The organism is Thermosynechococcus sp. B1, assembly GCF_030322985.1.
Classification (GTDB): domain Bacteria; phylum Cyanobacteriota; class Cyanobacteriia; order Thermosynechococcales; family Thermosynechococcaceae; genus Thermosynechococcus.
Genome location: NZ_CP096573.1, coordinates 1,322,705 through 1,344,796, shown reverse-complemented (window position 1 = coordinate 1,344,796; position 22,092 = coordinate 1,322,705). Strand labels below are relative to the sequence as shown.

The window sequence follows — 22,092 nt, the reverse complement described above, 5'->3', positions numbered from 1 at the left end:
CGACTAAGCCCCCTGTCCTAGATTCATGACGACCTGCTGCAATTCAGAAATGAGAGCACTGGGACGGCCATTGAGGATATTTTGGTTTAGTCCCTCTAGGCCTTGGTGCAGGTGATTGAGGCGATCTTGAACGGGTTGTAAAATCTCCCGCAGCAGATTCGCTTGGCCGCGCTTGGCAGCGAGTAACCGTTGCTCTTCAATCAGTGCCTGTTCTTCTTGACTGAGTTGATCTTTTTGCTGCTGTTGCAGTTTGCGGCGCTCTTCAAGGTCGTGGCGCAGACTTTCGAGATCAGTATAGGCCTGCTGCAATTCTTCCGCGAGTTGATTGACAGCCACACTGTACTCTTGAAACTGGCGCTCCAGTTCACTGAGGATGGGAATGAGGCTAATGCCCTGTTGGGAGGCGGGATCTTTGCGCGCCTCTAGCACTTGTTTGTGAATTTTGTAGATCGCTTCTTTTTCACGGATATTTTGCCGCTGTCCTTCAAGCGCCTGATTGAGCAGATTACAGCGCTGGCGTTCGTCCTCCAGTTCTCCTGCCAGTTGCAGGCGATCGAAATCACTGGCTGCTTTGACTTTTTGCTCCAGTTCTGCCAAGGACTCCAGAGCCATTTTTAGCTCTTCTTCTTGATCGTTGACAAAGGCAGAGGCACGTTTGAGGTCATTACCGCGGTTGGCGACTTCTTTTTCGAGTTCCTCCATGGGCATTTTCATCAGGGCATTCACATCCACTGCCTCTGTGAGATCACTGACCATGGCTTGGCGCATTTGCTGGATCATTTCCTCCTGTTGGGCAAGGAGGTGACGTTCTTTTTCAAGCACGGACTGTTTGTAGCGGCAGAGTTCCTCCTGCAGGGCGATCGCTCGACTGTCTTGCCAAAATTGTTCTTGAGCGGTGCGCCACGTCTCCTCCTTTGCATGGAAGGCTTGCAGTTGTTCCTCTAGGGCAGCTTGCCGTTGACTCAGCTCCTGCTCCAGTTGCTCCAGTTGCTGCCAGTATTGACTCAGCAAGGCTTGCTGCTGGTCTAAAATTTGAAAACATTCCGCGATTTGAGGACGCCCACCACTGTTGAGGGTCTCTGCCAACTGCTGCAAAATCGAGTCCACTTGGCGAATTTGCTCTGGGGATAGGCCAACGCTGTGGCTTGATTTAAGTTGTTCCCAGCGCTGCTGCTCTTGGTGCACTTGGTGGCGTAAATTTTCAAGGGCTTGGCGCTCTGCTTGAATCCGCTGTTCCTCGGCGGTCAATTCTTCTCGCAATTTGTTGAGTTGTGCTAGTTGCTCTTCAGCGCCGGCCAGTTGCGCCTCTAGTTCTTGGAGTTCTTCTCTGCGCTGCTCAAATTCCTGTTCCCGTTGATTGAGAGCTTCCGCCTGATAGGAGAGGGATTGCTTCCAGCCCTCAATTTCTTCCTCTTGACTTTGGAACCGCTCACGCATCCGTGTGAAGCCGTGCAAGATACCGGTGAGACGGCGCGTTGCTTCATCCACGTTTTGAATCTGGCGGTTGGCGGCCATTTCTACAAAGACCAACACACCATTGCCGTAGTCACGACTGTTGTCAAAGGGAATGGTTTCTTCGTTTTGGGGGACAGGGTGCCAGTAGCCCGACTGCTCACGCATCAACAACTTCAACTCGGATTTCGTCCCCATGAAACCCGTTTTTTTAATCACCTCGGCGAGATACTGCACAGCCCTTGACCTCTACCCTAACGCTGAGACTGACACACAACTAGAACATACAACAACCGTAATCATACGCATGACGGAATTAAGTGAGTGAAGGATGCAACTTTTCGTCTGTCCGCGATCGCTGGAATCCAGAACCCTATATTTTTATTAAACACCCATCGGCAAGCGTTCAGCAGTGGCCTGAATCACTCGGTCGGGGACTGGAGAATTGCCAAGGCCAAGGTGGTTGAACTATTGGTCATTATAGCGAAAGGAGGCTTGCTACCCGCCAAAAGTTATTAATGTCATTAATCATCACTGGCAGCGGGCATCCAAGGTTGCTGTGGCAGAAAGGCGCGATCGCGCGGCAGGGGGGCAATGGGTTCTGTGAGGGTAAAACGACCACTGTGGATCCAGTCTTTGAGGACTTCGGCAATGCGCTGACTAAAGTAAAGACTCGTCAGGGGAGCGGTGCGCACAGTTTTGCCTTCAATCTTGATTTTGCCTGACTTGAGTTGAGCATAGTTGACCATGCCAAAGGTGGGACGCACGCGGCGGGGAATTGAAAAGTCAATAATCGGCGCCACCACTTCCTCATCGCGAATGGCACAGCGGGCAATGACCTCTTGATCCAGCACCGGCAGCGGAACCCCCACCCCCAGCATCAGGGACGCTCCATAGTGCTTGAAATAGCAACCGCGCACCCAAAAGGGATCCATCTGTTTGGCATCACCAATCAGGGCAAGGGTGGCCGCTGGACCAATGGGGATGTCGTTGGCCAACCGTTTTTGCAAGGGGAAGTGTTGAGTGCCTTCCCACGCTACATAACCAATGCCGCCGCCGAGGAAAATGCGCGTGCCAATCCCCACCAGTCGCAAGTAGGGATCATTCAATAGAGGTGAGAGGGCGCCGCCACAGGCATAGACGGCATTCCCCAGTTGCGGTTGTAGTGGGCCAAGGTAGGTATAGAGCGGGCGATCGCCACCATTGACACCGACAATAAAATTTTGATAAAGATTGCGGGGGTTATAGAGATAGAACTGATTGATCGTCTCTTTGCTAATCACCGTTTCTAAACTGGCGCGGGGATAACAATCCGTGACATAGCCCACTGCCCGTAGGGGAATGGCTTTACCCGCAATCAAATCGGCAATGACATGGCCACCCCCTCGCTCCCGCAGACTGTCGGCTTCGCCCGCTTCGGAATTGGGATCAAGGGATTGGGCTGCCCCCAAGTACAGATCGACAGCGCCAAAACCACTATAGGCGGGAATGCCATCGAGCCAGCACTGCCGCAGTTTAATCGGCGGATCCGTCGGGCCTAAGTTAAGGATCGCCCCGGAGGACTCCATGGGTTCAAAGGTACCCGTTGTCACCACATCCACTTGGCGGGTTGCTTCCGCAATGCTCAGACTTTCAAGGCGGGCTTTGAGTTCTGCCAATGTCCAAACGGTGGCTTTGCCTGCTGTAATCTTTTCATTGATTTCGGCAATCGTGCGTTCCACAGGCGTTACCGCAGATCTTCAGGATGGCGAATTTGCCAAGTGCCATCGGGGAGCCGTGAGACCTTGCCCCCAAGGCGTTCAATATTCTCTATCGCCGTTTGCCGCGAGCGATCGCTGACCGCATTCACCAGTGCCCAAATCCAAGCATTGATCTGCGCCATCCGACTATCGGGATCCCGCCGTAGGGTTTGTGCCAACGAGCGATAATACTCTGCTGCGGCGCGGACTTGTGGATCTGGATTCATTTCTGCCCAAGCCGCCGCGCGATCGTAGGACTCTGCTGCCGCTCGCCCCTTGCCCAAAAAGAGCAATTCATCCATCGCCCGAAATACCCATGCCAAGTAAGCTGTCGGTTGATAGGCGGGATCCATCGCTGCCAGACCCCGATCCATCAAAGCCACAGAGGTTTGCGGCTGTCCTGCATACACCGTAATTGCCGTCGAGAGATAGGGATAGGTTGGGGCAAAGCGGGGGTCTTTAGCGATAATCACCTCAAAGAAAGCAGGTGCATCGTCGTAACCCGTGACTTGGCGGGCAGCGGAATCACCAAAAAACTGCAAAAATTGCAAAAACGCCCAATCGGCAACTAAATTGTCAAAACCAAAGGAAGGGAGATTTGCCAAAAGCCGCATTTGAGTAATGGTTTGGGCATTCTGGCGCTCATATTCGGCATCGGTGAATTGTTCTGCCGTTTGAGCCTGTAACTGACGCAGGGCATCCTGCTGCATAAAAGCAATAATGCTCAAGGCCACAACCGTCAGACCTAGACCCACAGCTTCTGACCAGCGCCAGCGTTTTTGAAGCATGGCTCACCCTCAAGCCAGTTAGGAATTTTTGTTGCTTGCTTCTCCCGGTTCAGTAATCCGCTGAAAGAGATAGCCTGTTCCCCGTGCTGTCAAAATTAATTCTGGATTACTGGGGTCTTCCTCTAGCTTAGCCCGCAAGCGGGAAATGTGGACATCCACCACCCGCGTATCCACATGGCGTTCTGGCGTGTAGCCCCACACCTGCTCGAGAATTTCTCCCCGTGAGAAGGGTTCCCCCGAGCGTCCCACCAGCAATTCCAAGAGCATAAATTCCATGCCCGTGAGGCGAATGCGTTCATCCCCCTTATAGACTTGGCGCTTGTTGGTATCAATGCGAATATTGCCCACCTGAATCACCCCAGAGCTAGGGATACCAGAGGTGCTGGTTTTTTCAATGCGTCGCAGCACCGAGCGAATGCGGGCTTCCAACTCCTTGGGGGAAAAGGGCTTGACCACATAATCATCGGCGCCCAGTTCCAGCCCCGTAATGCGATCGGCGACATCGCCAAGGGCAGTGAGCATAATAATGGGGACATCGGATTCTTTGCGCAGTTCTTGACAGACGCCATAGCCATCGAGTTTGGGCATCATCACGTCAAGCACGACTAAATCTGGCTGCTCCTGCCGAAATGTGGTCAGGGCTTCCTCGCCATCGGCAGCAGTGACGACGGTATAGCCAATCATTGACAGCCGAGTTTCTAAAATGCGGCGAATACTCGCTTCATCATCAACAACGAGTATCTTTTCTTTGTGGCTCTCCAAAGTAACGGACACTCCTACTCAATGAGGACAGTAATGGATAGAAATTAAAATGTGAATTTTTTGTACTCTATCATTTTTTTACTGGCTATAGAAAGACTCCCAGCCCTCACTAGGACGGGATTTTGCCGATTTTTCAGAATTGAAAATCTTTAAGATATTTTAACGTGGTCTTGTCGAGAAAAAAAGCGGACACTCCTGCAAGAGCATCCGCTAGTGTATTGATTCACCAGTGGTTAGTGGCAGCGTTCCCTAGTCGCGGTGGCTTGGCTGAATCCCCACCAACGAGGGCGAGAGGCTTGACCAAGATTGCTTGACCAAGTCGGCATCGGCCTTGACACTGCCAATGTAGTTGCCCGCTGGCAGGGTGGGGAAGCGTTTGTAGGGCACGACATCTTCGCCAAAGTAGCGGCTGTACTCAGGGCTATTCACCATCGTTTCGACAGCAGCCTTGAGGCCTTGATCCGCCAAGATTTTGTTGTATTGGCGAATTTCCGCTTGGGTGGCCGGGGCGCGACCGAGGAGGTGACGGAAGAGGAATTCAATCACCTTGGTGTTGGGATAGGGGGTGTAGAAGCGGTTGCGATAGATCTCCGAGCTGGCCAAGGTACGCACAAACTCGCGGACGGTAATTTCACCGTTGCGCAGGCGGCTCTCGAGATCAGGGCGCCGGAACTGGCTGGGCACTTGGCCACTGAAGACATCCATCACTTGGCAGTAGATGGCATTGATCAGCAGTTCCACTTCAGCACTAGGGGCACCCACGGTCATGCGGAAAATGCGAGCAGGACGGCGACGGCTGGTACCGACCCCCACTTCCACTGATTGACCATCGCCATTGCGGAAGGAGCGTCCCAATTCGATAAAGCGGGGTTTGCTGGGATCCGCTTGACGCGCTTTGGCCTCTTGCTCAGCGATCGCCCGACTGAGGAGCGGCAGCTTCGTGTTATCGAGGCGAGGTTTCACGGGTGCGAAGCTGGGCACGACAATCGCATCACTTTGCTTCGTGAGTTGATTGTGCAATTTCTCAGTGTTGGGGAAGTTGGCCGCCGGCAGGGTGGGGAAGCGACGATAGGGCACCGTATCCTCACCAAAGGCTTCAGCGTATTCAGCACTACTGACGAGGGCTTGGACAAAGGCCTTTAAGCCTTGGGTGGCCAGAATTTGGTTGTAGCGGCGAATTTCCGCTTGATCAAGGGGCGCTCGACCTAAGAAGTGCTTGGTGCCCAGTTCGATCACCTTGGTGTTGGGGTAGGGGGTGTAGAACTCCTTCTGATAGAGTTCCGAGCAACCCAAGCCCTCGATAAACTCCTTGAGGGTAATCTCGCCGTTGCTGAGCTTCGATTCAAGGGCAGTAAATTCATCGCGGACAATGTAGGGCGCCACATCCCGCTCAAAGACCTGACGATAGGCCGCCTGAATCACTAGTTGCAGATTTTGCTTGTCATTGAGATCCGTGAGCTTAAAGACCTTGGTTTGGTCGCGGCGCTTGCTCACCCCTTGATTGGCACGGAATTCAATTGCTGGCTCGGTTCGCAGTTCGGTCACCGCCCCCAGTTCGACAAAGCGAGGTGTTTCTTCTTTTTCAGGGGGTACGCCAGTTTCACCAATCGTGCCAGCGCGGAGCGATCGCAGAGCCAAACCTTGGGGCGTAATGTAGCGCTCGTAGGGAACCGTATCTTCGCCAAAGGCTTCGCTGTACTCTTGGCTGTCAATGATCGCATCCACCAAGCCATAGAGACCTTTCTTCGAGGCAATGTCGAAGTAGGCATTCATCTCTTGGCGACCATAGGTGGGACGACCCAAGAGGCGACGGTGAATATATTCAATCGCCTTCGTGACGTACAGCGGTGTCCAGTAGAGGCTGCGGAAGAGGTTTGACTTGGCCAAAATCCGCACAAATTCACGCACAGAGATTTCACCATTTTCCAGTTTGATCTCGGCCACTTTTTGGCGCTGCCCTTCATAGACATCGCGGCCAAAGACTTGCAGATAAGCGGCACGAATCACCCGCTGGGTCGAACTTTCAGCAAATTTGACACTGTCGCCGCCCGTGGCGATCGAGCGTTTGCCAATGCGGGCATTGATGCTGGGCAGCTGATCCAGTTTGAAGACTTTTGGCCCTAGGCTGCCGGGGGCGACCCCACGCGCTGCGGGATTGCTCACCTGATTGTTGATCCCTGGCCCGCGCGTAATGAGAATGCGGCGGGTGTCTTTGTTGAAGGGTTGGGGGCGAGCATTGGGATTTTTCTTCTCTTTTGGGAAGATGGCGCCAAACTGAATTTCCAAGGGATCGTTGCCCGCACCGTAGGGGTGTTGATCCGGCAGCGGCTGATCCTGAGCGGCAAAGGTGGTGATGAATTGCGGGACTTTACGGAAGGGAGCACTGTACTTGAAGAGATCCTGTTGGGCACCCCAGTTGCGGCACTCTTGAGCCTCTTGACCCAGACCCCGCAGATAGGGCACCGTCTCTTCACCAAAGTAGTCGCTGTATTCCTTGGAATCCACAAGGGCATCCACTAAGGCTGGAAGACCCCCTTTGGAAATAATGGCAAAGTAGGTTTGCACTTCCTCACGGCTCGAAGGCCCACGACCCAAAATATGGCGGAAGGCCAGTTCGAGAGCACGGCTGTTGATATAGGGTTCGTAGAAGTTTTTGCGATAGAGGGGCGATTTGGCCAGTTGGCGGATGAACTCCTTCATGGAGATGGAGCCATTTTTCACCTTGGATTCTAGATCAGAGATGCCCAAGCCGTAGGCACGGGAGATGTCGCGTTCAAAGATTTGCCGATAGGCGGCTTTGACCACTTCGTTTTTCTCGGCAGCGGATAGCCCCGGCTTCATCACAAATTTGGGACGGCGTTCGGCGGCATTGAAGTAAATCTGGGGTAGTTGCAGACCTTGAAGATCCGTGGAGTTGCGCTGCCGCACTTTATCGGAGGGGGCAGGGGCAATAAATTCGTTGATCAGAACTTCAAAGTAGGTTTCCACAATGCCCTTGGCTTCGGCGTCTTTTTCAAAGTAGCTAAGAGCCGCCCGCCGCATTTCCTGTAGGGCAGCAATGGTGGCATCAGTGGAGCAAGCAGCCTCAATAATTTCTCGCAAGCCGCGCGTATTCACCGCCAGAATGTTGGGATCGCCAGCCACAATGGCATAGGTGGTATAGCGCAGGAACCAATCCAAGTCGCGCAGGGATTTTTCCATGCGGGCAGGGCCATAGCGGGCAATGTTGATCGGCTTGAAGCCCACGGGTGCACCACCACCAGAGGCACTAAAGACGGAGCGCAAGCCCTCTAGGAATCCACCACGGGTGTCCACATAGGTTGCGGTTCCCAACTTCATGGCTTCTTTCATGTCAATGGCTTCGCCCCTTGCCCCAGTGGTGAATTGGGGGGCTTCTGCAGTTTGGGGACGGGAGAGGAAGGCCATGGGGGAACCACCGACAAAGATGCGGTTGGCAGCACGGGAAACAATGATGTCGGCGTTGCGGGTGAGGGTGGTGGCAATTTCAAGGCGTTTTGCCCCAGAGCGCAGATAAACAGCGAGTTCATCCAGTTCACCCCGATTCAGGAAGCGATCCTGCTGTTCGGCTTGGATGATCGTTGAAACGGGGACTGTTTGATAAAGTTGCGGGCGGGCAACCGAGCTTCCACCACTTGCTTTGACAACCATGGTTACTAAGAGGCTCCCTTTACTTTTAGTTAACGCGCTAACTTAGATTAGAACGATTCGGGGGTAGCTCGGTATTTTTTTAAGAAATGTATAAATTTATGGGGATTTATCGGCGATCGCCCCCAAGCTTTATGAATTTTTGTAATATTCCTTGACGGCGGTGCCCGACCTCAACACCCATGCCTGCTTCAGGCAACTAATCCGCCCCCTCAAGCGATCGCCTAAAAGTGCTGAAAAAGTTGATCGGGCTGCAGGGGCAATAATTCACCATTGAGCTTGAGTTGCACTTTCTTTTCAGGAATCATTTCCCCAACAATGGCGGCTTGCTCACCCGCTGCCCTACAGAGCTCTTGAGCCAAGTCTGGGGCAAGACACAACACCAGCTCAAAATCTTCACCGCCATAGAGGGCCCAGTTCAAGGCCTGCGGGCGATCGCTATAGCCCACCATCGGAATTTGCTCTGCCCAAAGAATCGCACCCACCCCACTGGCTTGACAGAGTTGCAAGACGGCAGCCGCTAGACCATCACTACTATCCATGCCAGCCAGACGCGGCGGGGGCACCTGTTGGCGCAACCATTGGACAATATCCAATCGCGGTTGGGGGCGTTGATGGGCTTGAATCCACGCTTGCCGTAGTTCTGCGGACACAGTACTGGCCCACTGCGGATACAAAAGGCACTCGAGACCAGCGCGGGAGGCACCATGAACCCCCGTCACGACAATGACATCCCCCACCCGAGCGCGATCGCGATAAATAATCCGTTCTGGCGGCGCACTGCCCAAGACCGTGATGCTGAGACTGAGAACGCTAGAGCGACAGGTATCACCACCGATAATACTAGTGCCGTAGGCTTGGGCACAGGCAGCCATCCCTTGGTAAATGCCCTCAATCGTTGCCACAGGACAGTTGCGCGGTGCCGCGAGACCCACCGTTAACCCCAAGGGCAATGCCCCCATGGCTGCAAGGTCGGATAAATTGGCGGCCAGCGATCGCCAGCCCACATCCACCGGCGTCATGGTCACAGGGGTATCGCCCATGCCTAAACTAAAGTGCACCCCCTCCACTAGGACATCGGTACTCACAATCAGTTGCTCCCCAAGGGGTAGCGACAAAACCGCTGCATCATCGCCAATCAATTCCCTGTGGCAATAGGGGCGCAGGCGCTCAATCAATTCCAGTTCGCCACAGTCGGCGAGGGTGAGCATCACTAGTCAAACATCCGAAAATAGGGGGGGCGAATGGGGGCGCCGGGTTCTTTTTCGAGATCAAAGTTAATCACATCCCAGCGCTCCTCTTGGCTAGCGGGGGGGCTAAACTCAACGGGCAAACCAAAGAGGCGCAGCATTTGGGGATCTGTGGGGCCTCGCCAAGGGGTACTGCGTTCGAGGTAGGCACAAAAGAGATCCCGATAGCGTTCGGCAATAATGACTTTGGTGGCACGGTAGCCTTGGGTGTAGAGGCGATCGAGGGCATCGTGAATTTCAAAGCGAATCCCGTCGGGGTGGGTGTGCTGGCGATACCATTCGCCGTCCCAGAGGCGCCAAATGCGGCCGGATTGTAGGTGCATTAATTCCCCCGTTTTGGCATCGGCTTCAAAAGGACCGTGGCGCGGGCACAGGTACGTATCGGTGAGGGTCAGGGCGGGAATGACTTGCCGACAGTGGGGACAACGGATTTCAGGACCAAAGATCGGGTAGTGAGAGCCGGATGAGATCATGAACAGTTACCACATAGCGGCAGCAAATCCACCGCGATCGCCCTTATTATAACGAGTTGACTTCAGGAGCGGAAAACAAGGCGCCGTTCCCTCTCAAGTGGGTGGTTTGGGCTACCCTTTAAGGAGTGGCAGGTGCCAAGATAAAGAAATGCGTAAATTGGGATTGAAGCGTCAAGAATGATCCTTGGGGATGAGCAGCGAGACATTTTGATTATTGGTGGCGGCACCATGGGGCTGGCGATCGCCATCGAATTGGCATTGCGGGGGGCACGACCCACCGTTCTCAGCCGCCAGTTTCGGGAAGCAGCGCTCCATGCCGCAGCGGGAATGTTAGCCCCCCAAGCAGAAGGCTTGCCCGCAGGCGCCATGTGGAATTTGTGTACGGCAAGCCGCAATCTCTATCCCAGTTGGATTGATAAGCTTGAGCAACTGACGGGCATGGATGCGGGCTACTGGCCCTGTGGTATTTTGGCACCCGTGACCGATGAGCGGCAGCGCGATCGCGCCCACCCCATGGAAGCCGACAGCCGCTGGCTCGATGCGTCTGAACTTGGGAACTATCAACCGGGCTTTGCGGAGAGTGTCCTAGGGGCTTGGTGGTTTCCCCAAGATGGGCAGGTGAATACCCGCAACTTGGCCAAGGTCTTGGTGAGTGCCGCTCGCATTCTAGGAATCGAAGTGATTGAGGGCATTAGTGTCCAGCGGTTTCAGCAAACCCCCCAAGGGGAGATTACAGCCTTGGAGAGCGATCGCGGGCGTTGGTCTGCGGGGATTTATATTCTGGCCACAGGCGCATGGGTACAAAGCCTACTTCCCCTACCCGTCACCCCCCGCAAGGGGCAAATGTTAGCCCTAAAACCGCCGGGGCAACCCCTGCTCAACCATGTGATCTTTGGCGATCAACTCTATCTCGTGCCGCGTCGCTCTGGCAAAGTGGTGGTGGGTGCCACCAGTGAGGATGTGGGTTTCCAAGAAGGAACGACGGTTGCTGGCCTGCAAGCACTGCTGAATCGTGCCACCGCCGTTATTCCAGAGTTGGCCAGTTACGAGGTGATTGATACGTGGTGGGGCTATCGTCCAGCCACCCCCGATGATTTACCGATTTTGGGGGAAGGGCCAGCGACCAATCTTTACTTGGCAACGGGGCATTACCGTAATGGCATTTTGCTTGCCCCGATTACAGCGAAGCTGATGGCCAACTTGATTTTGCATCGGACGGGCGATCGCCACCTGAAAGCCTTTTCGTGGCAGCGATTTCAAACGCCGTCAGCAACCAGTGCCTAAGCAGTCACCAACTCAGGACTAGGACGTTTGCTATGGCGGATGCCCGCGATCGCTGCTGCGTAATCCGGTGCCTTGAAGACCGCTGAACCGGCCACAATGGCATTGGCACCGGCCTCGAGAACTTGCCACGTATTGTCCACCTTGAGGCCGCCATCCACTTCAATCCATGGGTCTAGGCCGCGCTCTTCGCACAGTTGCCGTAGTCGCCGAATTTTTGGCAAAACCGCTGGAATAAATTTCTGGCCCCCAAAGCCGGGGTTGACACTCATAATCAAGACGAGGTCACAAACATCGAGGACGTACTCAATGAGTTCAAGAGGGCTAGAGGGATTGAGTACTACCCCTGCCTGTTTGCCCAGTTCGCGGATTTGACAAAGGGTGCGATGCAGGTGAGGCGAGGCATTGTGTTCAGCATGGACAGAGATAATATCTGCACCGGCCTTAGCAAAATCGGCCACATATTTTTCTGGCTCGACGATCATTAAGTGCACATCGAGGGGCTTTTGGGTCAAGGGGCGAATCGCCTCAACAATCAATGGCCCAATCGTGATATTGGGAACAAAACGACCATCCATGACGTCGACATGGATCCAGTCGGCTCCCGCCCGATCCACCGCTTGGATCTCTTCACCCAAACGACTGAAGTCCGCAGAGAGAATGGAGGGAGCAATCACGACGGGCTTAGCACTCATGACCGATTGATTCCGTAAATAACGTTACAGTTGTTCCCAGTGTACCGAGCGATCGCCCCCACAGCAACTCTCCACCACCCAGACCACTTTGGCAAGTGCCTATGCATAGTCACTGAAACCCAACGGTACATTTTATAGTAGGCAACAATAGAGTTCGTCTGCACCACCAATATCATCAGCCAAAGGTGAGACACCAAATGTTGAAACAGCGCGCCACGATCATCACCATTGCAGTTGGGTTGCTGGCCTCAGGAATGAGCGGCTGTGGCTTTATCGTCACTGAAGTTGAAATAGACCCCACCAATCAACCCGATCAACCGGTGGCGCCACCGGCAGCAGCTGCCCCAGACCTTGAACCCGAACCCCCCAGTGTCACCGCATCTGCGGTTGCGGCATTAATTCCTCCTACCAACCCTAAAACCTACATTGAGGGACTGGCAAATGTCGGTCGTGCGAATCCCTTTGCCCCGCTGCTTCCTCCCAACAGGAACGCGGGTCCCAAGGGTGAAACGCCAAACGGTGCGCCCGTCGCTACGGGTAATGCGGGTAACGATTCTCCTCAAACGCCTGCTAAGGGAACAGGTACTCCCTCTGCAGCTACTAAACCCACCCCATTACCCCCGCCGCCACCAGTGGACGCCCAAGCGGTGAAAGTTTTTGGTGTGGCTGCCGTAAATGGTCGCCTACAGGCAATTATTCGCTCACCCAAAGAGAATGTCACCCGTACGGTGCAGGTGGGGGATACAATCGCTGGCAATGTGCTTGTGCGGGCCATTGATGCCTATGACACCACACCCGCAGTGGTTTTAGAACAATTTGGTCAAACGGTGCGCCTTACGGTCGGTCAGCCCGCCACTGCGCAAGGGGCAACACCACCAGCAATCTAGGGCTAGCTGTGAATCCGCGGCAAGGGGTAGGGCGTGCTGAGAATCTCACTCTCAAGGGCAGCCAACTGCTGCAATCGCTCTGCCACCACCTCTTGGCCAAAGGACTCATAGGCCAAGTACCAATAGGTGCCATAGTGACGTGCCTCAGAGGTCACAAGGCTGGCAAAAAATTCTGCTAACTCCCGATCTGGGCAATGCTGAGCCAGCAGTTGCAATCGTTCGTGGCTGCGAGCTTCAATCAATGCGCAAACCAATAGGGTATCCAAGAAGCGCTGGGGTTCCTGCGGGCAGACAGCGGCATTCAAGCGAGAGGCGTAGGGGGGTGCACTGAGGGGGGCAAGGGAAATGTGGCGGCGTTCCAGTTGCTGATTGACTTGACGGAAGTGATCGAGTTCCTCTTGGGCAATATCGGTGAGGGCATCCACCAATCGCTTGTGGGAAGGATAGCGAAACATTAAGTTAATGGCAACACTAGCGGCTTTGCGCTCACAGTGGGAGTGATCGAGCAAAATCGTATCTAGGTGAGCGATCGCCTGCGCCACCCAATTGGCACGGGTGGGCTGCACGAGGAACTTAATGCGAATGGGCGCTTCAGGCACGGCGGCGCTGGACGGTGAGCACAGAACAGGGGGCGTTGTGGAGCACATAGTTGCTGACACTGCCGAGAAAAAATTCACTCAAGCCCTTGAGACCCCGCCGCCCCAGCACAATCAAATCACTTTCCCAATCTTTGGCCAGATCACAAATGGCACGACCCGCATCCCCTAGGGCTTGGGTAAATTCTGTGGGCACCCCTTTTTCAGTGGCAATTTGGGTGAGGTTGCGCAGCATATCCAAGCCTTTTTGCTCAAAGTTTTCCCACTGCTCCGCATAGGCACGCATCACTTCCTCGTGGAGTCCCACATAGACTCCCGACGCCAAAGGGGTGGTAAAGATCGGGTCAGGATAGGATTCATTGGTAGGTGAGAGGACATGAATGAGCATCATGCGGGCTTGGTAGTGCTGTGCCAAATCCAGCGCCGTTTGAAAGACCTGTTCTCCCAGTTCACTGTCGTCAACGGCAACGAGAATTTTTTTATACATACTGCCCTCCAAATGCCCTGTGGTTCGCCTACAGCCTTTTTCACAGCCATTGAGTATCACTGAGAGCTACTTGCCCCCATTCCTAAAAGCTGATCAGGCCTCCTCAACCGTATAGAAAAAGGCTGTACTTATAGCTTAGAGGATTGGCCAAGGAGTGAAGCCTAACATTTGTAACCTAGATTACTTTTGGGCAACAGTAATCGCCATGAGTCCCCCCAGCAGAGGGTAGTGTTTCACGCTTTCAAAGCCCGCTTGTTGAATCAGTGCACAGAGGGTAGGGGGGGTGGGAAAGGCCTGAATGCTCGGCCACAAATAGTCATACTCTGCTGCCAAGCCATACTGACGGGCGGTGGGCACGACCCACTGTTGCAAGTACCATTGCTGAAATTTCTGGAGTGCGGGGGTTTGGGGATGGCTAAAGTCAAGAATGGCTGCCCGCCCAGCGGGGACAAGCAGCCGAAACATTTCCCTGAGGGCTTGGGGAATCTCTGCCACATTGCGTAGCCCGTAGCCGATCGTGATGCCCTGAAATGTTTGATCCCCAAAGGGTACTGCTAAAGCATCTCCTTGCAGCCATTCAATTTGGGGGTAATGGTAACTGCGTTGACGGGCGATCGCCAAGGGTGCTGCCGCAAAATCCAACCCCACCACCCGCCCCTGCCGCCCCACCCGACGCGCCAGCACACGACTCAAATCCCCCGTGCCACAGCAGAGATCTAAAGCCGTTGCCCCTTCAGGCAGTTCGAGCCAGTCCACGGCCATTTGCTTCCAAACATGGTGAAGGCCAAAGCTCAGTTGATCATTGAGGCGATCGTAGAGGGGGGCAATGCGCTCAAACAGGGCTTGGATATCGGTCATGGTTTAGCCTTAGCGCTGGCGACGCTGACGCAAATAGTTCGCCTCACGGCGTAATTGCTGAAAGTACTCCGTTTCGGTAATTTCGGCCACCTGCTGCCGCCGTTTTTCGTGATCAATTTCCACCCTTAGCTCTTCGATTTGCTGCTGCATCGCTTGTTCACGCTGTTTGCGCTCAGTAATGTCCTGCACCAATCCTTCATAGTAGAGAATCTTGCCCTCGGCATCCCAGACCGCCCGCATATCCAATTCGACCCAGATGATCTGGCGATCGCGCCGATAGGCCTTGAATTCAAAATGTCCCGTTGTTCCTCCAGTCGCAAAATGATTCAGAATCTCATCACGGGTGCTGGCTTCCACATAGATTTGGTCGCGAATACTGGTGACGCTCTGCACCATTTCTTCAGGAGAGTCAAAGCCAAAAATTCTGGCCATGGCGGCATTGACCCGAATAAACCGATTTTCTGTTGACGCCTGAAAAATCCCCTCAAGGGCATTCTCAAAAATACTGCGGTAGTTTTCCTCAGCAATGCGCAGTGCTTCCTCGGCGCGAATGCGATCGCTAATATCAATACCGACGGCAACCGTATGGGTACCCTGCATGTATTTTTGCAAAGCCACGAGGTAAAATGCGGTTTGACTATTGCGCTTAACGGAGATCACCCGTGAGGCAAATTGATCGGGAGAATCCACAAACTCCTGCATAAAGGCTGCCAACTCTCTATCCTCACGCAAAAAGCCCAAGGGACGACCAATAAACGCCTCTGGTGGCAAATTCAAGGTTTCTGCCAACTTGCGATTCACCCCCTTATAGATGCCCTCGGCATTAATCCACGAGATCGTACCCGGTACAGCATTGAGTACCGCCTCAAACTGTTCATTGGCCTCAAGCAGTTCATCACGAATCTGCTCAAGGGAGCGGTTTTTCTGGGCTAACTCCTCAAAAGAAATGCGCAACTGGCGCATCATGGCATTAAAGGCATTGGCCAGTTCTCCCACCTCATCAAGGGAGTGCACCTGCACCAGTGTCGTCAAATCCCCTGCCTGCACGCGGCGGGTCGAAGTCGCCAAGGATTGAATGGGTTTGACAATGGCATTGGCCGTGAGATAGGCCCAAACACTAGCCAACAACAGGGCACCAAGGGTAATGGCAAAGGCCACCAACCGTTTCTGGGTGGTCATGGTATGAATCCACGCTTGGGACTTCCCCACAAAGGCGATACCAATGGGCGGTGGATGCGGCAAATCGAGCTGCTGGCGAAAGTCCTGCAATGGACTGTAGATCGTTACATAGGGAGAACCCAAAATGTCAGTTGTGCCGAAAAACGTTTTGCCCTGATTGAGCACTTGAGTGGCCACTTCGCGAGCAACGCGGGTACCAAGGGCGCGAGTCTGACCATCGGTGTAAGGTACATTGGTGGCAATCCGCAAATCTTGGGCAAAAATTGTTGCCACCGTATCTACCGTGGACCATTCTGTGGTGGCATCCACAAGATCCGGCATATTGTTGAGTAAAATGCCCGTCAGAATTAGCCCCTGAAATTGGTTGTTTTCATAGAGAGGCTTTGCGGCAAAGGCCAGTAAGCCAATATTGCCGTCCGCAATGGGGTAGGTACCCACAGGGGCTGGCCGTTGCTTGGCGGGTAGAGTTGCAATGGGTTGAGGACGCAATGTGATCTTGGCCTGCTGGGCTAAGCCCAGTTCTTGTAACTGCTCACGACTGAGGAGCACCAGACCGCTAATCATCTGCTGGCGATCGCGAGCCACTTGAAACATCGGTAAGTGAGCAATACTGCTGGCTTGATGTGAGCTGAGACGATAGTAGGAATGGGTTTCGGGGGTCAAGTCAAGGAGTGCCTCTCCCGTTTTAGCCAAGACCATTGTTTGCTGGGCGAGTACCTGACCACTAGCATCGCTCACCAGCATCAGATTCATGGGACGCTCAGTAGTATCCACCTCCTCAAGCAGATCGCGGATAGTGGAGGGATTCATCATACGGGTGAGGGGTTGACCCACGTGCTGCACATACATCCCATTGGCAATCAAGAGGGCTTGAATGCGGGACTCATAGGCCAAGTTATCAATTTCCCACTGCAAATCCTGCAAGCTAGAGCGCAGTTGCTGCTCAAGTTGACGATCGAAGTTATGATTACTGACCTGAATCAGGGCTTCGGTAATAATCACGGCTGGAAAGAGCGCCACAAGAGCCAAGGCCAAGGTAAATTTCCAACGCAGACTTAACCGCTGCCATGCGGTCGAGAATCGTTGAGATAAGGCTCTAGCGGAATTTTTCATCAAGATTGATACCGAGGCTACTGCAACTGCCGCAATTGTCACCTTCCAAGCTTGAGCGTTGCTGGCAGTACATTGATCTTAGACGACCTTAAAAACGGTAACGGAATTCAATAAAGCCTGTGCCCTCACCACTGGTGCTCACCTGTCCGCCAAGGCGAATCTGCTCTGTCACCTGAAACCCAAGGTTAAACCGCGTCGGATCACTGGGAGCGGTGAGCAACTGCAAGAGGGAAACCGAGGTAAAACTGTTCACTTGAAAACCCAGTTCAGCCCCTAGGGCAAGGGTTGGGGCTTGGCTTTGAGCCTGGCGATCGGGGGGCACCACCGCTGGAAACATCCGAAAGGAAGTGCGGTTGCCCGTGGCCTGATCAATCAATGCCTGTAGGTTGTTGAAAAGAGCTGATCCGGCAAGACTGGCCACCGCCGCTTCTCCCCCCACTTGGTTGAGATCCGCAATTGAACCACCGCCCATCAAGGCAAGGAGTTCGGTCGTGCTGCGCGAAGGGGTACTGGATAGCTCAAGCACCGCAGGCAAATTGGTTTGCAATTGACTGGCACGACCATTGATGCGGGCAGTAATGCGAACGGTATTCAGCGTCCCTAAACTGGTGGCTGTGAGGGAACCCGCATCGGAGAGTCGCGTCACGGTGCCGGGGGTATAAACTTCGGTGGCAGTGGCAGCAAGGGTGAGGTTGAGTTCGGGATCCAAGCCATTGGCAGGGGTAAAGAGCACATAGTTATCCGCTCGCCGCTGGAGCAAAAAGAGGGTAGTGAACAGATTCAGTTGCCCGCCTGTGAGGCGAATTTTGCCGTCAGGCTGGAGACTATCGAGACTCCCATTGAGGGTTAAACGACCAGTGGCCGTTAGGTTGAGAACGGGCGATCGCGTCACTCGCAAGGAATCTGAGATATTAATTTCTAAGTTGTCAAAGGTCAGCGGTTCAAAGGGACTGTCGGCAGGCGTGGCTAACCCATTGCCATTGACCAAACCATTGATGGCGCCTAAATCCAAACGGCCTTGGCTGAGTTGGACACTGCCCCCCAAATCAGGACTCAGGAGAGTATCCGTAATCACGAGGGTGCCCTCTACGGTGCCGCGATAGATATTGCCGGCATTCACTTGCAAGCGTCGCAAGGACGCGGTGAGGGGGGTCGCAGCATCAGGATCATCGGGGACCAAGGGAGTCTGAATCGGTAACACCCCTGCCATCGTAATTTGCCCTTGGCTAAAGAGACCTTGAATGCCATCCACCCGCAGGCGATCGCGATCGAAGCGCACCCGCGCACTGAGATTAGTCACCGGTTCCTCAAAGGCGGGAGTTTTAATCACCGCATCATCCACACTCAGGACGCCATTCACCATCGGCTCCGCCCACGTTCCCCGCAGTTGGGCTTGGAAAACTCCCTTTCCTTGTTGCCATTGCACCTGATCGGTAAAGAGGTTGATTAATGACAATCCTTCGTCCTTGACACTCACATCTAGCGCCAACTGCGGATCAACAACCGGTTGCGGGTCTAGGGGGTAGATCAAGGGAACTGAGCCACTCACCATTAGGGGTTCTGGCGTATCCAAGCGGGCGATCGCCTGAAGGGCAAGACGATTTTGGGCGTAGCGGAATGTGGCATTCGCTGCCTCCAAGGGACGTTGATTCAACCGACCCTCCGCAAGGGTCGCCTCACCGGCGAGAATGGGCTGCTGCCATGAGCCAGTCAACACCGCTTGGGCATTCACCTTACCGTCCACATCCACCCCCGGCGGCAAAAGACTTGCCACAAGACTCACAGGGAATTGCTCTAGCCGCAGTTGGGCATTTTGCTGGTTACCGCCAAGAATGCCATTGACGTTTAATTGCCCACCATTCACAAGCAGATTGAGGGTTGTCAGCACCAGTTGATTTTGGGCAAAGCGACCGCGACTCAGAAACTGCTCAACTGCGTAATTTCCCCACTGCCAATTGGCGCCCTTGAGATCAAAGCTGGCCACCAGACCCGACTGCGGGGTTTGACTCAGATTGATTTGGCCATTAAAAGTCCCCTGAAGTTGCTCCAAGGGGGGCAGCAGCTCCGGCCGCCGCACCAAAGCCGCTTGGGCTTGCAGCATCTCAATTTCGGCAAGGCGGCGAATTTGTGTTAGCACTGAGACTTGCAGACCTTCCCCTGCGGTGGGTGTGCCCAAATCTGCAGCAGTCCCCCGAGCGGTGGGTTGGCCAATCCCGAGGACGATGGCGAGTCCCGTTAAATCCGCTAAATTGCCTTGGGCAATCGTCAACTGCGCCCCCAATTGTTGAGGCTGGAGATCGGCAGTGAATTGATAGCGACTTTCCCCTTTTGTAAAAAGGCCAGATTGAATCGTCAGGCGATCGCGACTCAGACGGAATTGCGCTTGCAGGCGATCGCCCCGCCATGCCCCTAACCCCGGTCGCTCTACGGTAAAACTACCCTGCCCCCTCGTCCAATTTTGCAACTGGAGATTGCCTGAGGCCAGTCCTGCGAGAATGGCTTTTTCGGGGAGTTCCGAGAGCCGTAACCGCAGGGATTCCACAGGAAACTGCTGCAGACGCAGATCAAAGCTCTCCCCTTGGCGCTGGCCGATCAGTTGCGCCTGTTGCCGTTGAACCAGCAGTGAGCGGGGTAAGCCATCGGCATCCAAACGAAACGCCAAGCGATCGCCCCCCCCCTGTAAATTGAGGGCTGCCCCCTGTTGTTGGCTCAAGGTAACCGTGCCCGTGAGTTGAGGGGCAAAGCGCAAATCATTCACCGCCAATCCTTGGGTGAGCAGTGCCCCCTGAAACTGGAGCCTATCGAGGCGGCCTGTGAGTTGGCCTTGAAAGGACGTGGTACCTGCAAGGGTGAGGGGAACGGGGAGATTCGGTTCCAAGAAAGTGCTTAAGGTACTCAGGGGGAGATTTCTGGCTTGGATGCCCAATTGAATGTCAGTGGGTTGTAAGGCCGCTAAATCAACACCAATAGTGCCTTGGGCGCGGATCGCACCGAGGGTGGCTTCTTGCACTTGCAATTGCTGACCATCCCAGTTCACAACTGCAATCAGCGGATCACCCGTGGGGGTTTGATCCACTTGCAGATTGGCACTAGCTCGAATCGCTGGTAGCGTTAGTTGATCCACCCGTCCTTGGGCGATCGCCTGCCCACTGAGACGACCTTGTAACTCTTGATTCAACTGCCGTAGGGGAATATTCTCAGCCTGAGCCTGCAACTGCCACTGACCGGCGGCGGCTTGCACTTGACCCCGCAGACTCCCCCCTAAAAACTGCATTTGAAACTCAGGAACGAGCAGTTGAGTTTGCGTCAGACGGGCGGTGCCCCGCAGTGGATACTGAGCCGTCGGTAGTTGAAAGGCGGCATTGGCCTGCCAAGCCTCTGGGGTACGCAGATTGCCACCAAAGTCCAGTTGTGCAAACCCCTCCCCTAGGGACACGGGCGGAGCCACATCGTAGCGGCGGGCGATCGCCTGCAGATTCACCTGCTGCACTTGTGCTTGGCCACGAAACTCGCCCGTGGGTTCTACCCCAACCGTTGCCTGTACCTCACCGCCATCCACCAACTGGGCGCGAACCTCCATCAGCCTAACCCCTTGCTCAAGGGACGCCATAAACGGCAGCCGTACCTGTTGCAGTTGCAGTTGATCCACTTGGAGCGGTGTTTGGCTGCGCAGTTCACCTATGACTTGGGGATTCTCCAGATCCCCCTGCACGCGAAGGGTGGGAACTTCCACTTGACCCCGCAGGGGAACCGGTGGCGTAATCTGCAAGGCCGTTAAGGTAGGGGCGAGATCAAACCTCGGCACTTGCGCTTCAATGTTCCAGCCGCTTCGGAGACCGACGGTGCCTTGAGCCTGCCAGCGGACATTGGCGATCGCCCCGCGCAAATAGTGCAGCTTTGCCTGATTGCCCTGCAATTGCACATGGGCCTGTAATCCCTTGATGTCTTGGGGCACAAAGGCCGTGCGTAAAGTACCATCCCGCAACCAAATTTGACCCGTGACTTCGGGGGTTTCTGGTAAAGGCAGACGAACCCGTAATTGCCCCTCCAATTGGCCGCCTTGGACACGAATGGTCTCTGGCAGAATCTCATTCCCGAGCCCAAGGGGAATCTTACTGAAGCGCAAATCCAGTTGTCCTGATTCTTGGGGTTGGTTCCAGTCCCCCTGCAATCGCCATTGGCCACCCCCGGCCAGTTGTCCTTCCGCTTGACCTTCGAGGGCAAAATTCTGGCGATCGGGCGTCAGGGTCAATCCGCCATGAATTTGGTGCAGCAGGTAGGCAGGACGCCGAAAGGGTTGAACCAGCACAGAGCCATCCCGCACCTTCACCTTGATTTGATTCAGTTGAAACAAGCTCGGCTCCTCCTCTGGCAGCTGAACTTCTGTGCGCCACCACCGCCCTTGGGCATCCTGAACCACCGTGAGTTGGGGTTGGTGGAGAGTCACGTCGAGATCTAATTTTTGACCTGTCAGAAGCTGCCATGGATTAAAGGCGACTTCAATGCCATTGATTAGCGCGTTGTCCAACTCGGGAGTGCCATCTTCTGGCGTGTAGCTGGGAACCGCTGAGGAGCCAAAACGAACAACATTCAGCCCGACGTGCTCAACGCCGCCAATTTCCACTGGCCGATTGAGACGCTGTTGTAGTTGTTGGGCAATTTCAGGAGCCAATTCATAGTGCACAAACCACCACGCCCGCGTTCCACCGAGCACCACCAAGGCAATCATTCTCCATCCCCACTGACGAGACCAAAGGGTAAAGGGGGGTTGTGGTTGCTGCGTCATTCATCCCAACTCCGTCACACCTAGGCAAGACGCTTAACAGCTCAATCCTAATACGCAGAACAAAGGCTCGTCTTTCTAAA

General features: G+C 54.4%; 15 protein-coding genes. 2 read left to right on the top strand and 13 right to left on the bottom strand.

All coding sequences use genetic code 11. The features are described 5' to 3' along the window. Positions 1 to 3: 3 nt before the first annotated feature. From hmpF to M0644_RS06795, 7 genes are all read right to left on the bottom strand, one after another. On the bottom strand, positions 4 to 1,689 hold the full coding sequence (gene hmpF, locus M0644_RS06825) for a pilus motility taxis protein HmpF (protein ID WP_286625049.1): 1,686 nt from the start codon (positions 1,687 to 1,689) through the stop codon (positions 4 to 6). Between the two features lie 287 nt (positions 1,690 to 1,976). Continuing rightward, positions 1,977 to 3,173, bottom strand: coding sequence for a homocysteine biosynthesis protein (locus M0644_RS06820; RefSeq protein ID WP_286625048.1), 1,197 nt, complete (start codon positions 3,171 to 3,173; stop codon positions 1,977 to 1,979). Between the two features lie 5 nt (positions 3,174 to 3,178). Beyond that, the gene (locus tag M0644_RS06815) at positions 3,179 to 3,979 is read right to left on the bottom strand and encodes a hypothetical protein (RefSeq protein WP_286625047.1); all 801 of its coding nucleotides are present in this window, start codon (positions 3,977 to 3,979) and stop codon (positions 3,179 to 3,181) included. A gap of 18 nt (positions 3,980 to 3,997) precedes the next feature. Beyond that, positions 3,998 to 4,741 carry a response regulator transcription factor RpaB gene (rpaB, locus tag M0644_RS06810; protein ID WP_149821735.1) on the bottom strand — a complete coding sequence of 248 codons (744 nt, stop codon included), beginning with the start codon at positions 4,739 to 4,741 and terminating at the stop codon, positions 3,998 to 4,000. A 249-nt stretch (positions 4,742 to 4,990) separates the two neighbouring features. Next, a complete protein-coding gene (locus M0644_RS06805; RefSeq protein ID WP_286625046.1) occupies positions 4,991 to 8,410 on the bottom strand; it encodes a phycobilisome rod-core linker polypeptide in 3,420 nt (1,139 codons plus the stop codon). A 221-nt stretch (positions 8,411 to 8,631) separates the two neighbouring features. Continuing rightward, the gene (thiL, locus tag M0644_RS06800; protein ID WP_315863026.1) at positions 8,632 to 9,618 is read right to left on the bottom strand and encodes a thiamine-phosphate kinase; all 987 of its coding nucleotides are present in this window, start codon (positions 9,616 to 9,618) and stop codon (positions 8,632 to 8,634) included. A gap of 2 nt (positions 9,619 to 9,620) precedes the next feature. Beyond that, on the bottom strand, positions 9,621 to 10,130 hold the full coding sequence (locus M0644_RS06795; RefSeq protein ID WP_149819327.1) for a TIGR02652 family protein: 510 nt from the start codon (positions 10,128 to 10,130) through the stop codon (positions 9,621 to 9,623). A 177-nt stretch (positions 10,131 to 10,307) separates the two neighbouring features. On the opposite strand from M0644_RS06795, the gene thiO reads away from it, so the two are divergent. Then, positions 10,308 to 11,414 carry a glycine oxidase ThiO gene (gene thiO, locus M0644_RS06790; RefSeq protein ID WP_286625044.1) on the top strand — a complete coding sequence of 369 codons (1,107 nt, stop codon included), beginning with the start codon at positions 10,308 to 10,310 and terminating at the stop codon, positions 11,412 to 11,414. Here thiO and rpe read toward each other — a convergent pair. Beyond that, positions 11,411 to 12,106: a ribulose-phosphate 3-epimerase gene (gene rpe / locus M0644_RS06785; protein WP_250681659.1), complete on the bottom strand. Its 696-nt coding sequence runs from the start codon at positions 12,104 to 12,106 to the stop codon at positions 11,411 to 11,413. The genes thiO and rpe overlap by 4 nt on opposite strands. 197 nt (positions 12,107 to 12,303) lie before the next feature. Between rpe and M0644_RS06780 the strand changes: the two genes are divergently transcribed. Then, on the top strand, positions 12,304 to 12,993 hold the full coding sequence (locus M0644_RS06780; protein ID WP_286625043.1) for a hypothetical protein: 690 nt from the start codon (positions 12,304 to 12,306) through the stop codon (positions 12,991 to 12,993). 2 nt (positions 12,994 to 12,995) lie between these two features. Here M0644_RS06780 and M0644_RS06775 read toward each other — a convergent pair whose 3' ends face one another. The 5 genes from M0644_RS06775 to M0644_RS06755 form a co-directional block, all read right to left on the bottom strand. Beyond that, complete coding sequence (locus M0644_RS06775; protein WP_399373678.1) at positions 12,996 to 13,640, bottom strand: tRNA-(ms[2]io[6]A)-hydroxylase; 645 nt, start codon at positions 13,638 to 13,640, stop codon at positions 12,996 to 12,998. Further along, positions 13,585 to 14,076: a universal stress protein gene (locus M0644_RS06770; RefSeq protein ID WP_286625040.1), complete on the bottom strand. Its 492-nt coding sequence runs from the start codon at positions 14,074 to 14,076 to the stop codon at positions 13,585 to 13,587. Before M0644_RS06770 ends, M0644_RS06775 begins: the two co-directional genes overlap by 56 nt. 180 nt (positions 14,077 to 14,256) lie before the next feature. Beyond that, on the bottom strand, positions 14,257 to 14,934 hold the full coding sequence (ubiE, locus tag M0644_RS06765; protein WP_286625039.1) for a bifunctional demethylmenaquinone methyltransferase/2-methoxy-6-polyprenyl-1,4-benzoquinol methylase UbiE: 678 nt from the start codon (positions 14,932 to 14,934) through the stop codon (positions 14,257 to 14,259). Positions 14,935 to 14,943: 9 nt separating this feature from the next. Next, on the bottom strand, positions 14,944 to 17,226 hold the full coding sequence (locus M0644_RS06760) for a cache domain-containing protein (RefSeq protein WP_149819312.1): 2,283 nt from the start codon (positions 17,224 to 17,226) through the stop codon (positions 14,944 to 14,946). 88 nt (positions 17,227 to 17,314) lie between these two features. Further along, positions 17,315 to 22,012 carry a translocation/assembly module TamB domain-containing protein gene (locus M0644_RS06755; protein ID WP_286627143.1) on the bottom strand — a complete coding sequence of 1,566 codons (4,698 nt, stop codon included), beginning with the start codon at positions 22,010 to 22,012 and terminating at the stop codon, positions 17,315 to 17,317. Positions 22,013 to 22,092: the final 80 nt, after the last annotated feature.

Excerpts from the sequence above, each read along its gene's own strand:
- M0644_RS06795 (WP_149819327.1), bottom strand. The coding sequence starts at position 10,130 with ATGATCTCATCCGGCTCTCACTACCCGATCTTTGGTCCTGAAATCCGT.
- M0644_RS06760 (WP_149819312.1), bottom strand. The coding sequence starts at position 17,226 with ATGAAAAATTCCGCTAGAGCCTTATCTCAACGATTCTCGACCGCATGG.
- M0644_RS06780 (WP_286625043.1), top strand. The coding sequence starts at position 12,304 with ATGTTGAAACAGCGCGCCACGATCATCACCATTGCAGTTGGGTTGCTG.
- thiL (WP_315863026.1), bottom strand. The coding sequence starts at position 9,618 with ATGCTCACCCTCGCCGACTGTGGCGAACTGGAATTGATTGAGCGCCTG.
- M0644_RS06815 (WP_286625047.1), bottom strand. The coding sequence starts at position 3,979 with ATGCTTCAAAAACGCTGGCGCTGGTCAGAAGCTGTGGGTCTAGGTCTG.
- rpe (WP_250681659.1), bottom strand. The coding sequence starts at position 12,106 with ATGAGTGCTAAGCCCGTCGTGATTGCTCCCTCCATTCTCTCTGCGGAC.
- M0644_RS06775 (WP_399373678.1), bottom strand. The coding sequence starts at position 13,640 with ATGTGCTCCACAACGCCCCCTGTTCTGTGCTCACCGTCCAGCGCCGCC.
- M0644_RS06805 (WP_286625046.1), bottom strand. The coding sequence starts at position 8,410 with ATGGTTGTCAAAGCAAGTGGTGGAAGCTCGGTTGCCCGCCCGCAACTT.
- M0644_RS06755 (WP_286627143.1), bottom strand. The coding sequence starts at position 22,012 with ATGACGCAGCAACCACAACCCCCCTTTACCCTTTGGTCTCGTCAGTGG.
- thiO (WP_286625044.1), top strand. The coding sequence starts at position 10,308 with ATGATCCTTGGGGATGAGCAGCGAGACATTTTGATTATTGGTGGCGGC.
- M0644_RS06770 (WP_286625040.1), bottom strand. The coding sequence starts at position 14,076 with ATGTATAAAAAAATTCTCGTTGCCGTTGACGACAGTGAACTGGGAGAA.
- ubiE (WP_286625039.1), bottom strand. The coding sequence starts at position 14,934 with ATGACCGATATCCAAGCCCTGTTTGAGCGCATTGCCCCCCTCTACGAT.